The organism is Streptomyces sp. NPDC050703 (assembly GCF_040654435.1).
Lineage (GTDB): Bacteria > Actinomycetota > Actinomycetes > Streptomycetales > Streptomycetaceae > Streptomyces.
The window spans coordinates 65,597-80,697 of record NZ_JBFAHX010000009.1 but is presented as its reverse complement, the minus strand read 5'-3'; the positions used below and the strand labels follow the sequence as shown (position 1 = coordinate 80,697).

Below are 15,101 nucleotides of genomic sequence, written 5' to 3'. Positions count from 1 at the left end.
CGACATCCTGCTACGGAGAGTGGGGCGCCGCCCGCAGGCGCGCCCCCACCAGGTCGGGCGAGCGCAGCATCCGGGGCGGGATGTTCCAGGCGTCGACGAGGTCGGACGCCAGCGGCCGGATCTTGCGGCAGAGGTCGGTCACCTCGCGGCGGATGGCCTTGGAGCGCTGTGCCGTGAGCCGGCCGTGCTCCATGAACCAGGCGCGGTCCGTCTCGATGGTGGAGAGGGCGAAGAGGTCGCACAGCAGCTTCAGCGCGACCCTGTCGTCACCCTCGGGCACCTGCTTCACCTTGTCGACGAACGCTTCGAGCACCAGCCGCTCCACGTGGGCGTGGGCCACCGCGATGACGTGGTCCTGGACCCGGGAGAAGACGACGCCGGGGTCGGAGTCCTGGTCCATGCCCCGCTTCAGCCGGCGCGCCACACCGGCGAGCATGTGCTCCTCGCGGAAGCGGAGCATGGCGAGCTGGTACTCCGGATCGAGGAGGCCCGCCTCCCTGTCCCACTCGTCGCCGCCGGGCAGCAGGTCCCGTACCCGCTCCAGGAGTTTGTGCGCCGACGTCCTCTCGATGACCGCCTCGACGGCGAGGCCCGCGACGTACCGGACCATGCCGAGCTGGTCCATGTTCTCGAACTCGCTCGCGTGGTGGGTCAGCAGGCCCTTCGCCACCAGTTGCAGCAGTACGTGGTTGTCGCCCTCGAACGTCGAGAAGACGTCGCTGTCCGCCTTCAGCGCGGCGAACCGGTTGACGGCGAGGTAACCGGCACCCCCGCACGCCTCGCGGCACTCCTGGATCGTGCGCGTGGCGTGCCAGGTGCCGAGCGCCTTGGTGCCCGCGGCCCGTGCCTCCAGCTCACGCCGAGCGTGTTCGTCGTCGCCGTTCCCCGAGAAGACCTCGTGCAACTGCGTGCGGACGACGTCCTGGGCGAAGTGCAGCGCGTAGGTGCGGGCGATGAGGGGGAGCAGCCGGCGCTGGTGCATGCCGTAGTCGAGGAGTACCTGCTCGTCGGTGTTCGGGGACGCCCGGAACTGGCGTCGGCGCTCGGCGTACTTGACGGCGATGGCCAGGGCGACCTTGCCGGCGTTGATGGCGCCGCCCGCGACGCTGACCCGTCCCTGCACCAGGGTGCCGAGCATGGTGAAGAAGCGGCGGTCGGGGCTGTCGATCGGGCTCCGGTACTCGCCCTCCGGGGTGACGGCGGCGAACCGGTCGAGCAGTGCCTCGCGCGGCACGCGTACGCCGTCGAACCAGATCCGGCCGTTGTCCACGCCGTTGAGGCCCATCTTGCGGCCGTCGTCCTCGATCCGGACACCGGGGGCCGGCTCGCCGCCGACCCGGACCGGGACGACGAACGCGTGCACGCCCCGCTGCTCCCCGCCCACCTCCAGCTGGGCGAAGACGACGGCCAGCTCGGCGTGCCGGGCCGCGTTGCCGATGTAGTCCTTGCGCGCCCGGTCCGTGCCGGTGGTGATGACGAACTCCTGGCTGTCCGCGTCGTACCTGGCCAGGGTGGCGAGCGCCTGGACGTTGGAGCCGTGGTCCGTCTCGGTCATCGCGAAGCAGCCCATCAGCTCCCCGGTGACAAGACGGGGCAGGTAGGCCCTGTGGTGGCGCTCGGTGCCCAGGTGCAGGATGGCGCCGCCGAAGAGGCCGAACTGCACGCCGACCTTCACCAGCACCGACAGATCGCCGAAGGCCAGCGTCTCGAACGCGGCGATCGACGCGCCGATGTCGCCGCCACCGCCGTACTCCTCCGGGAAGCCGAGGCCGGTCTGACCCGTCGCCGCCAGCTCGACGACGAGGTCACGCACCCGCTCACGGAACTCGTCGAAGCCGAGCTGCTCCGCTTCGTCGAGCACGTCCGCGTACCTCGTGAGGTTGGCGCGGACCAGATCGCGGACCTCGGCGTATTCGCCGTCGAGCAGCCGGGCGATGGCCTGGACGTCGATGACGGGCTGCGCGTATCCGCGCGGGGTGGCGGCGCTGTCGGTGACCATGCCGCCCTGCTACCCGACCGGGGGATCATCGAATCGGTGGTGCGGCCCGATCAGCAGTGGGGCGCGGCCGGCCCCCGGCCGACGAGTTCTCGCGCGGAGCGATCCAGTGACGGGTTCACGCGGGGCGGCTGGTTCGTGCCGCATCTGGACGAGGACGTCGAGCGCGGGGCGGGCACCGGGCCCGGTGCGGTGGACGCGTTCCCGTTCGGCCGCCGTGCGGACGAGAACTTCGCGAGTACGTCGCCTCCCACCGCCTGACCGAGGCCCGCTGGGACCCGGCCACGATCCTGTCCGGCGACATCCCCGCCAGGTGGCCGAGGCGAAGCGGCAGCCCGGCCGCGAGCCGCAGATCCACGGCAGCGCCCGGCTGGTCCGAACCCGACCCGGCCCCGCGAGGCGTGCGATAGGTTGCCCGCCATGACCGGCCCCGGACGCGTGACCCGGCCCCCGGCCCCGATCAGGACGCGGCGGCTCGTGCTCCGCGAGTCCGAGTCGCGGGACCGCGCGGCGTTCATCGAGTTGTTCGCCTCGCCGGAGGTGGGCACCTACCTCGGTGGCGCTCGCGGCTCGCGCGCCGAACTCGAACGCGTGGTGCCCGAGGTGCCCGGCCGGCGGCCCGGCCTCTTCGTCGTCGACCTGGACGGAGCGATGATCGGCACGGTCACGCTCGAACGGCGCGACCCGGAGCGGCCGGGGCACGTCCGCGAGGACGCGGAGCAGACCGAACTCGGCTACCTGTTCCTGCCGGCGGCCTGGGGGCACGGGTACGCCGCCGAGGCGTGCGCGGCGGTGCTCGACTGGTTCGCAGGGACGCGGCCGGGCGAGCCGGTGGTGCTCTGTACCCAGACCGCCAACACCCGCTCGATGCGCCTGGCGGCCGGGCTGGGCTTCACCGAGGTGGCACGGTTCGAGGAGTTCGGCGCCGAGCAGTGGTTCGGCGTGTGGCCCTCCGCGGCGACGACCGCCTGACCGTGCCGCCGGTGGACGGCCCGTGCGGCACGGGCCGTCCACCGGCACCGGTCACCGTGCCGCGTCGCCGCCGGCCGTCGGCAGGAAGCGTGGTGCTCGCCATGCCTTCAGGCGGTGCTCCACCGCCGCCCCCAGTGACAGCAGCTCGGCGTCCCGCCGGTCGCCTGCCATCAGGAGCAGGCCGACCGGCAGTTCGCCCACGGACCCGGCGGGCACCGAGAGGGACGGGTAGCCGGCGACGGCCGCCGGGGTGGAGGACGGGATCACGTCGTTGTCGCCGCGCGCGCAGTCGGTCGTCCACGCGGGCGGGTTCGTGGGCGCGGCGATGGCGTCCAGGCGGTGGGAGGCCATGGTCTCGTCGATGGAGCGCCGGGACAGGTCCTTCAGCTCCGCGCGCATCTTCCGGTACCGGGGGTCGCTGGTCGGCGGCGCGGCCAGCGCCTGCTCGAACAGCTCCTGCCCCGCGAAGCAGGTCTGCTCCCCGGGATGGGTGCGGTTGAACTCGATCAGCTCGGCGAGGTCCTGCGGCCCTTCGCGCGTGGCGAGGTAGGCGTCGATGTCCCGGTGGAACTCACTGAGCAGCGCCGGGAATTCCAGCTCGGCGAGCCGGTCCTGGTAGGGCGGCGTCACCTCCACGACCACGGCCCCGGCCGTGCGCAACCGCTTCGCCGCACGGGTCATCACCGCGTCCACGTCCGACCCGAGCGAGGGCAGGCGCCACAGGCCGATCCGCTTGCCGCGAAGGCTCGGGAGGTTCGGGAGGCCCTGGGCGTCCTTGCCCCCGCTCAGCACCGAGAACGTCAGCGCGGTGTCGACCACGTTGCGCGCCATGGGTCCCGCCGTGTCCTGCTCGGCGGAGATCGGCACCACGCCCGACTGACTGACCGGGCCGAGGCTGGGCTTGTGGCCGACGACGCCGTTCATCCCCGCCGGGCACACGATGGAGCCGTCCGTCTCGGTGCCGATCGCCACCTGTGCCAGCGACGCGGCGAGCGCGGCGGCCGAACCGGACGACGATCCGCACGGGTTCCGGTCGAGGACGTAGGGGTTCTTGGTCTGCCCGCCCACCGCGGACCACCCCGATGTCGGCTTCGCGGCACGGAAGTTGGCCCATTCCGACAGGTTGGTCTTGCCGAGGACGACCGCCCCCGCCTCGCGCAGCCGGGTCACCAGCGTGGCGTCGGTGCCGGGCGGTTTCCCGGCGAGTGCCAGCGAACCGGCCGTCGTCGGCATGTCCCGGGTGTTCACGTTGTCCTTGATCAGGACGGGAATGCCGTCGAGGGGCCCGAGGGTCCTGCCGCGCCGGTGCCTGGCGTCGCTGGCGGCCGCCTGGCGCAGGGCCGTCGGGCTGGTGCGCAGCACCGAGTGGATCCGGGGGTCGACTTTCTCGATGCGCCGCAGGTAGGCACGGGTCAGCGCCGAAGACGTCAGCGAGCCGCGCGCCCTGCGCGCCTGCAGCTCAGGGATGGTCACCGTGTCGAGGTCCACCCCGGCGACGGTGGCCCTGGACGGTTGCGGTGAACTGTCGGTGCCGGACTCGGCGGCTCGCGCACCCGCGGGCGGCCCGGCCATCAGAAGGGACCCCGCGACAAGGGCGGCGGTCATTGCGGCCATGCTTCTTTTCCCCATGCGCGTCAGCGGACTACATGGAGCACGTCCGGCGCAAGGGCGTGGGGCCACCGTGGAACGCGGACACCACGTTCACGCCTCTACCCGGGTGCCACCCCGCACCGGACGCCCGGGGAGACGACGGATACTGGGGTGGGCGTCCGGCGCCACCGCTCCCAACCACGCGTACACAGAGATGAGTTCGATGCGAGCCAGTGCAGGCGATGACGCGATCAGGCCCCTCGCGGAGACCCTCCGGGACCACGCCTCGCGCCGCGGGGAGAAGGTCGCCTTCCAGGACCGCCAGGTACGGAGGACGTACCGGGACCTGGAGCGGCGGACCGGACGGCTCGCGGGCCACCTGGCCGGGCTGGGGCTCGCGCGGGGCGAACGGGTGGCCGTCCTCCTCGGCAACCGCGTCGAGGCGGTCGAGAGCCTGCTCGCGGTGGTCAGGGCGAGCGGAGTGGGCGTACCGCTGGACGCCGGCGTTCCGGACACGGAGCTGGAGCATCTGCTCGACGACTGCGGTGCGCGCGTCCTGGTCACCGACGAGGCACGGCTCACCCGTCAGCCGGGGCTGCGCTCCCGCCACGGGCTGACCCTGGTGGTGGCCGAGGGCGGGGGCGAGGAGCGCGACGAGGACCGCGCCGCCGGAAACGCGGGCGCCGCGCCGGACGCGCCCGACGCACCCGGCGGCGCCGTGCTGCGGTACGAGGACCTGGCCGGTACGGAGGCGGTGGCGCCGGCCCGGGACGACCTGGGGCTCGACGAGGTGGCGTGGACGCTCTACACCTCCGGCTCCTCCGGTACGCCCAAGGGAGTGCTGTCCACACAGCGCAACCGCCTGGCCCCGGTCGTGACGGGCCTCGTGGGCGTCCTCGGCCTGTCGGAGCGGGACCGGCTGCTGTGGCCGCTGCCGCTGCACCACGCCATGAGCCAGGTGGTCTGCGTCCTCGGAGTGACCGTCACCGGCGCGAGCGCCACGATTCCGCCCCGGTTCTCGGTGCGGGAGGTGCTCGGCGAACTGCGCCGCGAGGACAACCCGTACACCCTGCTCGGCGGGGTGCCGACGACGTACTCGGCCCTGCTCGACGAAGTCCGCCGCACCGGCGGCGCCGACATGGGCGGCGAAGGTCTCGGCGGGCCCGCGCTGCGGGGCTGCATCAGCGGGGGAGCCTCCGCAGGGGCCGAGTTCCGCGGGTCCTTCGAGACGATCTGCGGTGTGCCCTACCTGGAGCACTACGGCAGCACCGAGGCCGGTCCCGTCACCATGGCGGCACCCGGCCAGGACCTGGCGGCCGGCTCCTGCGGCCAGGCGCTGCCGGGCACCCTGGTCCGGGTCGGTGGCGGCGTGGACGGACAGGGCACGGGCGAAGGGGAGCTGTGGGTGCGGGGGCCGGGTGTCATGGCCGGCTACCACCGCGCGCCGGAGGCCACCGCCGAGGTGCTGCGCGAGGGCTGGTTCCGCACCGGGGACGTGGCGAGGATCGAGCCGTCCGGCGACCTCGTGATCACCGGCCGGGCGAGTGACCTGATCATCCGCGGCGGCGTGAACGTCCACCCCGCGGAGGTGGAGGCGGTGCTGCGCCGGCTGCCCGGCGTGACGGACGCCGCCGTGGCCGGGCGCGAGCACCCCGTCCTCGGCGAGGTGCCCGTCGGATACGTGGTCGCCGGGCCGGACGGCGCCGCTCTGGACCGGAGCGCCCTGCTCGCCGCCTGCCGCGCGCGGCTGTCCGCCGCCAAGGTGCCCGCCGACCTGTACGAGGTGGACCGCATCCCCCGTACCGCGTCCGGGAAGGTCCAGCGGTTCGCCCTCGCCGGCCTGAACGCGCGTGAGATCGGGGAAGGCACGGCGACCGGCACCACCGATGACCTCCTGGCCCTGGTGCGCGGTGAGACGGCGGCGCTCGTCGGCCGCCCGGTCGAGGACGTGGAACCCGAAACGGCCCTCAGGGACCTGGGCATGGACTCACTGACCGCGACGACGCTCCGGGAACGCCTTGCGGCGGCCACCGGTCTGCCCCTCTCCGAGGCCGTCGCCTTCGACTTCCCCACGGCCGCGGCGCTGGCCGCCCACCTCCGCGCCCGCGGCGCCACCGCTCGCCCCGCCACCGGCGCCGCGCGTCCGGGCCCCGGCCGGGCGGACGACGACCCCGTGGTGATCGTCGGAATGGCCTGCCGCTACCCCGGCGGCGTCACCTCCCCCGAGGAACTGTGGGCACTGGTGGCGGAGGGAAGGGACGCCATCGGCCCGTTCCCCACCGACCGGGGCTGGGACACGCGGGCCCTGTACGACCCGGACCCCGCCCGGCCCGGCCACACCTACGTCCGCGAGGGCGGCTTCGTCTCCGGCGTCGACCGCTTCGACCCCGGCTTCTTCGGCATCTCACCCCGTGAGGCCGTGGCCATGGACCCACAGCACCGGCTGCTCCTCGAAGTCGCCTGGGAGGCCTTCGAGCACGCCGGTGTGGTGCCCCGCTCCCTGCGCGGCACACCGGCCGGGGTGTACGTCGGCATGATGTACAGCGACTACGCCGGGCGCCTCGCCGAGACGCCCGAGCACGTCGAGGGCTACCTCGGCCTGGGCAACGCCGGAAGCGTCGCCTCGGGCCGCATCGCCTACACCTTCGGTCTCGAAGGGCCGGCCGTCACGGTGGACACGGCGTGCTCGTCCTCGCTGGTGGCCCTGCACCTGGCGGCCCAGGCACTCGACCGCGGAGAGTGCTCGTACGCGCTGGCCGGCGGGGTCACGGTGATGTCGGGGCCGGGGTCGTTCGTGGAGTTCAGCCGCCAGCGGGCGCTGGCTCCCGACGGTCGCTGCAAGGCATTCGGGGCCGCGGCCGACGGTACGGGGTGGGCCGAGGGCGCCGGGATGCTGCTGCTGACCCGGCTGTCCGAGGCCCGCGGCGCCGGACTCCCCGTACTGGCCGTCGTACGCGGAACGGCGGTCAACCAGGACGGGGCGAGCAACGGACTGACGGCACCGCACGGCCCGGCGCAGCAGCGGGTGATCCGGCAGGCACTCGCGCGGGCCAGGCTGACGCCCGCCGACGTCGACGCGGTGGAGGCACACGGCACCGGCACCCGGCTGGGCGACGTCATCGAGGCGGAGGCGTTCCTGGCGACCTACGGTCACGGGCCGCGCGAACGCCCCCTGTGGCTGGGCTCGGTGAAGTCGAACATCGGTCACACCCAGGCCGCCGCCGGGGTGGCGGGCGTGATCAAGACAGTGCAGGCGATGGCGCACGGACTGCTGCCCCGCACGCTGCACGCGGACGAACCCACCGGCCGCGTCGACTGGTCGTCGGGGCAGGTGGCGCTGCTCACCCGACCGGCACCCTGGCCGAGGACCGACCGCCCGCGCCGGGCCGGGGTGTCCTCGTTCGGCATCAGCGGCACCAACGCCCACGTGGTGCTTGAGGAGGCGCCGCAGGACGCGGGCACACCACCGCGGACCCCGGAGGCGGACGATCGCGCCGCACGCGTGAGCGACCACCCCGGCGGCGAAGGCGGCGGTGCGGCGTCGGCGGCCGTCGCGGTCCCGGTGTCGGCGCGGACCGCGTCCGCACTGCGGGCCCAGGCGCGACGGCTGTACGCGCGGGTGGCCGCGGACGCGGACGTGACCCCGCTGGACGTCGGCTTCACGCTCGCCACCGCCCGTACCGCCTTCGAGCACCGGGCCGTGCCGGTGGTCCGGAACCGTACCGAACTGCTCACCGCGCTCCAGGCGGTGGCGGAAGGCGCGGCCCCGGCCGGAACACACACCGGCACCGCCCGCCGCCAGGGCCCGCTGGCCTTCCTCTTCACCGGACAGGGCAGCCAACGCCTTGGAATGGGAAGGGAGTTGTACGCGTCGGCGGACCGGCACCCCGGCTTCGCGCGGTCCCTCGACGAGACCTGCGCCCTGCTCGACCCCTGGCTGCCGCTGCCCTTGCTCGACGTCCTGTTCGCCGCCCCCGGCACCGAGGAGGGCGCACTCCTGGCCACCGCCCGGTTCGCGCAGCCCGCGCTCTTCGCCGTGGAAACGGCCCTGGTCCGGCTCCTCGCGGACTGGGGAGTGCGGCCGGATCTGCTGGCCGGGCACTCGCTGGGCGAGGTGACCGCCGCGCGGGTCGCCGGAGTGCTGTCGCTCGGTGACGCGTGCGCCCTGGTCGCGGCCAGGGGCCGGCTGACGGACGCGCTGCCGCCCGGTGGCGCGATGGCTTCGCTGGCCGCCGGTGCGGACGAGGTGGCGGACCACCTCGCGCGGACGGGGCACGCGGTGGAGATCGCCGCCGTCAACGGGCCCCTCGCGGTGGTCGTCTCCGGGGACGAGACCGCTGTGGCACGGACCGTCGCGGACTTCCGCGAGCAGGGGCGCCCGGCGACACCTCTGCGGGTCACCCACGCCTTCCACTCGGCCCGGATGGAACCCATGCTGGGCGACTTCGCCGAGGTGGTGCGCGGTCTGTCCTTCGCCGCGCCCCGGCTGCCGCTGGTCACCGCCGTGGCGGGACGGGCGGCGACCGATGAGGAGCTGCGCTCACCGGACTTCTGGGTGGACCACGTCCGCCGCCCCGTGCGGTTCGCCGACACGGTGGCCCAGTTGCGCGACCGTGGAGCGGCGCACTACGTCGAGGTGGGGCCGGGCGGCGTACTGACCGGCCTGGTGCGGGACGGCGTCGCGGAGCAGACCCCGGCACCGCTCGTGCTGCCGACCCTGCGTCAGGCCCGGCCGGAAGCCGACGCCCTGGTGGGGACCGTGGCGGCCCTGCACAGCCACGGGACGCCCGTCGACTGGGAAGCCGTCTTCGCCGGACGCGGCCCCCGGCGCGTATCCCTGCCCACCTACGCCTTCGAGCGCCGCCGGTACTGGCTCGAAGCCTCGGTACGGCACCGGCCGGCACCCCCGTACGAGAAGCCGCTCCACCCCTTCCTGACCCACCGCGCCGCGACGGCCGACGGCGGCCTGGTGCTGGGCGGACCGCTCTCCGTACGCGACCACCCCTGGCTGGCCGACCACACCGTGGCGGGCACGGTGCTGCTCCCCGGCACCGCCCTCGTCGAGATGGCCCTGCACGCCGGTGCGTCGCTCGGCACACCCGGCCTGCACGAACTCGTGCTGACCGCGCCGCTGGCGCTGCCTCCGGACGGCACCGTCGAACTCCGGGTGACGGTGTCCGGGCCGGACGGCGCGGGGCGGCGCACCGTCCACTTCCACGCCCGTCCGCAAGCCTCGGACGACGACCGGCCCTGGCACCCGCACGCCGCCGGCACACTCGGACCGGTGGAACAGCCGGAGGACCGGGCCACCGCCACCGCCGCCGGTTCGTGGCCGCCACCGGGCGCCGCCCCGCTGTACGACGACGGCTCCGAAGGCGACCCGTACGGGCCCTTGGCCGAGGCCGGTCTGGGCTACGGCCCCTCCTTCCGCGGCCTGCGTGCCGCCTGGCGCCACGGGCAGGAGCTGTACGCCGAGGTCGCCCTGCCCGAGACCGCTCGGGCCCCGCTCGCGGAAGAGGGCGCCCCGCAGTTCCTGCTGCACCCCGCACTGCTGGACGCGGCTCTGCACGTCCTGGCCGTCGGCAGCCGCACGGCGGGCCGTGCCGAGGCGACCGAGGAGGGCGGCGCCGGGGTGGCCCTGCCGTTCGCCTTCGAGGGAGTGGGCCTGCACACCACCGGCCGGCAGCGGCTGCGGGTGCACGTCACATCGGCGGCGAACGGGCGGGCCGAGGTGCGACTGGCCGACGGGGGAGGGGCGCCGGTGGCGACGGTGCGTTCGCTGACGCTGCGACCGCTCCGGGTGCCGCCCCCGCACGCGGCGCCGGCATCGAAGGACCCGGCCGCCGGGCTCCTCCACCGCGTAAACTGGACGCCCCTGCCTCAGCCGCCCGCGGCCCCGACGGCGCCCACCTGGGGCGTCATGGGACCGGTCGGCACCCGGCTGGCCGCCGCCCTCGCGCCCCGAGGCTCCGGCGTTCCGGTCCACCCCGACCCGGCATCGGCGGGTGAAAAAGCACCCGGTGTGGTCGTCGTCCCGTGTCCGGCACCGTCGGCCACGACCGCGGCGCACGGTGCGCGGGACCAGGCGGCACAGGTACTTGCCGCGACGAGCCAGGCCCTGGAGCTGATCCAGGAGTGGCTGGCCGAGCCGCGTCTGGCCGCTTCCCGCCTCGTCCTCGTCACATCCGGCGCCGTCTCCCCGGTCGAGGGCGGCGACGCCGACGCGGGGAACCGCGCACTGGCCCATGCGGCGGTGTGGGGCCTCGTCCGCTCGGCCCAGCGTGAGAACCCGGGCCGCCTGGCCCTGGTCGACATGGACGACCACCCCGACTCCTGGCGACTGCTCCCCGCCCTCCTCGCCGCGGCGGAGCAGGCACACGGCGCGGCCCCGGAAACGGCCGTACGGAACGGGACGGCGTTCGTCCCCCGCCTCGTCCCGGCCGACGGCCGCGGGCAGCGCGGGCGGCGGCTCGATCCCGACGGAACCGTCCTGGTGACCGGCGGCACCGGTTCGCTCGGCATGCTGGTCGCACGGCACCTGGTCACCGCGCACGGAGTACGGCATCTGGTCCTCGCCGGCCGACGAGGCCCCCGGGCACCGGGAGCGGACGCGCTCGTCGCCGAACTCGCCGGACACGGCGCGGAGGCGAGCGTGCGGGCCTGCGACCTCACGGACCGGGCCCAACTCGCCGCGCTGCTCGCCTCCGTACCCGCGGCCCACCCGCTGACCGGCGTGGTCCACGCGGCGGCGGTCCTGGACGACGGCATCGTCCCCGCCCTCACCCCCGCCCGGCTGGAACGCGTGCTGCGGCCCAAGGCCGACACCGCCCTCGCCCTGCACGAACTGACCCAGGGGCACGACCTGGCGATGTTCGCGCTGTTCTCCTCCATCGCCGGTGTCCTCGGCTCCGCGGGGCAGGCCAACTACGCGGCGGCCAACCACGTCCTGGACGCGCTCGCACGACACCGCGCACGGCTCGGTCTGCCCGGCACGTCCATCGCCTGGGGCCCGTGGCGGCAGAGCGACGGCATGATGGCGCACCTCACCGAGGTGGACCTGCGCAGGATGGCCCGCTCCGGCTTCGTCCCGCTCGGCCAGGAGGAGGGCCTCGCCCTCTTCGACGCCGCCGTGGCCGGTGACGACCCCGAGGTGGTCGCTGCCCACATCGCCGCGGCGGCTCCGCCGGAGACGGCCGGCCACCGGACACCGGCTCCCGCCGCGCCGGCACCGGGCGGCGACGGCCGGACCCCGCTCACCCGTCGACTGGCCACCGCCTCCCCCGACCAGTGGGCGGCCATGCTCCTCACGGAGGTCCGGGCGCGGGCAGCCGCCGTCCTCGGCCACCCCGAGGGCGCGGACGCGATCGACGAGAGCGACCGGTTGACGGACCTGGGACTCGACTCCCTGGCCGCGGTCGACCTGCGCAACACGCTCTCGGCGTCGACGGGTCTCGCACTGCCGTCCACGCTGCTCTTCGACTTCCCCACGCCGCGCTCGGTCGCCGCCGAACTGGCGGACCGGTATGCCAGGGACGCCGCCACCCCGGAACAGCGGCACATCACCGGCCTCCCGGCACCGGTCGCAGCGGACGCCGGTGACGCCCCGGACTCCCTCGGCGCCCTCTTCCGCGGCGCCTGCCTGCGGGGCCGTACCTGGGACGGCATGGTGCTGCTCACCATCGCGGCGCGCCTGCGGCCGGCCTTCGACGAAGCCGGGGCCACCGGGGCGGTGCTGGAACCCGTCCCCCTGACATCGAGCGGCACGGGCGCCCGGCTGATCTGCTTCCCCTCCTTCAGCATGCACTCGGGCCCCTACGAGTACGCGCAGTTCGGCGCCGGGCTCGAAGGGCTGCGGCCCGCCACGGCGCTGCGGCACCCGGGCTTCGAACCCGGTGAGGCCCTGCCCGCCACCCTGGACGCCCTGATCGCCGCGCAGACCGCGGCGGTCCTGGCCGTCGCGGGGGAGGAGCCACCGGTGCTGTTGGGCCGCTCGGCCGGCGGCTGGGTCGCCCAGGCCGTGGCCGAGCGCCTGGCAGCCGATGGCTCCGCGCCGGCCGCCCTCGTCCTGGTGGACACCTACCCGCACGACGCGGACAGCCATGGGCAGTCGCTCTCCGCGCTGACGTCGGACATGCTGCGCCGCGCCGCGGCGGCCCCGTCGGCCGACACCGGCCGGCTCACCGCCATGGCCGGATACTTCGACCTCTTCGCCGACCGGAAACCCACCCGGCTCACCGCCCCGACCCTGTACCTGCGGGCCCGCGACCCGCTCCCCGGCACGGAACCCGCCCCGCCCTGGAGCCTGCCGCACACCGAAGTCACCGTGCCCGGGGACCACTTCACCGTACTGGAGGAACACGCCCGGACGACGGCACTGGCCACCCACCACTGGCTGACCGACACCATCCCCGGCTGAGCGGGACCAACCCCGGTTGACCTTCACCTTGGGGGAGGCCACACCATCGGTGGGGCCGGGCGAAGCGCCCGGCACGAGGAGGAAGAACATGGGACTGCTGACCATAGGGGCGTTCGCGAAGGCGTCCCGGCTGTCGCCGAAGGCACTGCGTCTCTACGACGACCTCGGTCTGCTGACCCCGGCGCGCGTCGACCCGGTGACGGGCTACCGCCTCTACGCCCCGGACCAACTGGAGCAGGCCCGACTGGTGGCGTGGCTGCGGCGCCTGGACATGCCGCTGGCCCGCATCCGGCACGTGTGCGCGCTGGACCCGGACGCGGCGAGCCAGGAGGTCCGGGCCTTCTGGGCGCGGGTCGAGGCCGACGTCACCGCCCGGCGGGACCTGGCCGGCTTCCTCATCGACCATCTCGCAGGGAAGGACCCCACCATGTCCCCGACCACCGAGCCGCTGTCGATCCGCTACGCCGCGCTGTCCGACACGGGCCTCGTGCGCGAGAGCAACCAGGACACCGCCTACGCCGGCTCCCGGCTGCTCGCCGTCGCCGACGGCTGCGGGAGCCGCGGGGCCCCCGCGGGCGCGGCCGCCGTCGACGCGCTCAAGCACCTCGAAACCGACGGCATCCCTGCGGGCAACCTCCTGAACGTCCTCGAAGACGTCGTCGACCGGGCCAAGCAGGCCGTGCACGACGTCACCGGGGGCGGCACCTCGCCCGAGTACACCGGCACGACCCTCACCGCGATGCTCTGGACCGGATCACAACTGGCCCTCGTCCACATCGGCGACTCGCGCGTCTACCTCCTGCGCGACGGAGAGATGTTCCAGATCACCCACGACCACACCATGGTCCAGTCGATGGTCGACGAAGGACGCCTCAGCCCCGAGGAAGCCGCGTCCCACCCGGAGCGCTCACTGCTCGTCCGGGCCCTTGGCCAAGGGGCCGACGGCACCCCCGACATGCGCCTCCACGACGCGCGGGCGGAAGACCGCTACCTGCTCTGCTCCGACGGCCTCTCGACCGTCGTGCCGCAGCAGGACATCCACCGGGTGCTCTCCGAGGTGAGCGGACCCGAGCAGGCCGTCCGCGAACTCGTCGCCCTCGCCAACGGCCTCGGCGGCCCCGACAACGTCAGCTGCGTCGTCGCCGACGTCGTCTGACTCCGGCAGGAGGCCGGGGCCCTCGCCTACGCGTGGGCCGGGCGGTCCGCCGAGACCAGCCACGAGGTGCTGATCAGCCGGACCGTGCCGTCCGCCGTCTCCCGGGCGCGCAGATGGTCCGTCAGGGTGCGGCGGGCGCGGGACCGCGTGGGCGCGTCCGCCTGCTCCATCAAATGGCGGCCGGGCCCCGTGCCCAGGAGGAACGCCGCCGCGTCAGCGGCTCCGTGCCCCCATGTCCCGTACGCCTGGACCCGGTCGACGCCGATACCGGTGTACCCGGCTGCGGTGAGCACCGCGCGGATGCGGTCCGGGGCTGCCAGGGAGAACATCCCCGGCAGGCCCGGCCGTCCGAAGTCGCCGACGGGCAGGACGTCGCGCAGTGACGCCATGGCGGTCACCCAGCCGTTGAGCGCGGCATCGGCCGGGGTGACGAACGCCAGGCGCCCACCGGGCCGCAGCGCCCGCAGGACGTTGCCGAAGGCCGCCACCGGGTCGGCGAAGAACATCACCCCGTAACGGCTGACGGCCGCGTCGAACGAAGCTTCCTCGAAGGGGTGCACCTGGGTGTCACCCTGGGCGAACGCGGCATTCGTGACACCCTCGGCCTCCGCGCGGGCCCGCGCCTCGGCCAGCATCGGCCCGGACAGGTCGACACCGAGCGCGTGCCCTGCGGACGCTCTGCGCGCGGCGAGGCGCGTGGTCTGTCCGGAGCCGCAGCCGAGGTCGAGGACCCGGTAATCGCCCGCGATCCCCGCGGCATCGAGCAGCGGCTCGTCGAAGCCCTCGTTCACGGCGTTCCACCGGTCCTGGTTGCGGGCCCAGTGCGAGCCTTCGGGGCCGTTCCATGCCTGGGCCTGCTGGGTGTTGACGACGTCCGGCACGAGTCCTCCTGCGGCGACTGATGATGACGGCCCCCATGGCAGCCCGCCCCACGGGCGCGGAACTCACCCGAAGGGCAGGCGCTCACCATG

Annotated in this window: 7 protein-coding genes; 4 read left to right on the top strand and 3 right to left on the bottom strand. The window is 74.5% G+C overall.

The window, feature by feature from the left end:
- Positions 1 to 10 precede the first annotated feature (10 nt).
- Positions 11 to 1,999 carry an acyl-CoA dehydrogenase gene (locus AB0I16_RS11515; RefSeq protein ID WP_363249102.1) on the bottom strand — a complete coding sequence of 663 codons (1,989 nt, stop codon included), beginning with the start codon at positions 1,997 to 1,999 and terminating at the stop codon, positions 11 to 13.
- Positions 2,000 to 2,035: 36 nt separating this feature from the next.
- On the opposite strand from AB0I16_RS11515, the gene AB0I16_RS11510 reads away from it, so the two are divergent.
- Entirely contained in the window at positions 2,036 to 2,257 is a 222-nt protein-coding gene (locus tag AB0I16_RS11510; RefSeq protein ID WP_363249101.1) for a hypothetical protein, read from the top strand.
- A gap of 159 nt (positions 2,258 to 2,416) precedes the next feature.
- Positions 2,417 to 2,968 carry a GNAT family N-acetyltransferase gene (locus tag AB0I16_RS11505; protein WP_363249100.1) on the top strand — a complete coding sequence of 184 codons (552 nt, stop codon included), beginning with the start codon at positions 2,417 to 2,419 and terminating at the stop codon, positions 2,966 to 2,968.
- A gap of 51 nt (positions 2,969 to 3,019) precedes the next feature.
- Here the strand turns inward: AB0I16_RS11505 and AB0I16_RS11500 are convergent, their stop codons facing one another.
- Complete coding sequence (locus AB0I16_RS11500; RefSeq protein ID WP_363249099.1) at positions 3,020 to 4,597, bottom strand: amidase family protein; 1,578 nt, start codon at positions 4,595 to 4,597, stop codon at positions 3,020 to 3,022.
- 184 nt (positions 4,598 to 4,781) lie between these two features.
- Between AB0I16_RS11500 and AB0I16_RS11495 the strand changes: the two genes are divergently transcribed.
- Together AB0I16_RS11495 and AB0I16_RS11490 are read left to right on the top strand one after the other, a co-directional pair.
- Positions 4,782 to 12,974, top strand: coding sequence for a type I polyketide synthase (locus AB0I16_RS11495; RefSeq protein WP_363249098.1), 8,193 nt, complete (start codon positions 4,782 to 4,784; stop codon positions 12,972 to 12,974).
- 88 nt (positions 12,975 to 13,062) lie between these two features.
- On the top strand, positions 13,063 to 14,130 hold the full coding sequence (locus tag AB0I16_RS11490) for a MerR family transcriptional regulator (protein ID WP_363249097.1): 1,068 nt from the start codon (positions 13,063 to 13,065) through the stop codon (positions 14,128 to 14,130).
- Between the two features lie 26 nt (positions 14,131 to 14,156).
- On the opposite strand, the gene AB0I16_RS11485 is transcribed toward AB0I16_RS11490, so the two are convergent.
- Positions 14,157 to 15,011, bottom strand: coding sequence for a class I SAM-dependent methyltransferase (locus tag AB0I16_RS11485; RefSeq protein WP_363249096.1), 855 nt, complete (start codon positions 15,009 to 15,011; stop codon positions 14,157 to 14,159).
- Positions 15,012 to 15,101 lie beyond the last annotated feature (90 nt).

Excerpts from the sequence above, each read along its gene's own strand:
- AB0I16_RS11515 (WP_363249102.1), bottom strand. The coding sequence starts at position 1,999 with ATGGTCACCGACAGCGCCGCCACCCCGCGCGGATACGCGCAGCCCGTC.
- AB0I16_RS11505 (WP_363249100.1), top strand. The coding sequence starts at position 2,417 with ATGACCGGCCCCGGACGCGTGACCCGGCCCCCGGCCCCGATCAGGACG.
- AB0I16_RS11500 (WP_363249099.1), bottom strand. The coding sequence starts at position 4,597 with ATGGGGAAAAGAAGCATGGCCGCAATGACCGCCGCCCTTGTCGCGGGG.
- AB0I16_RS11495 (WP_363249098.1), top strand. The coding sequence starts at position 4,782 with ATGCGAGCCAGTGCAGGCGATGACGCGATCAGGCCCCTCGCGGAGACC.
- AB0I16_RS11490 (WP_363249097.1), top strand. The coding sequence starts at position 13,063 with ATGGGACTGCTGACCATAGGGGCGTTCGCGAAGGCGTCCCGGCTGTCG.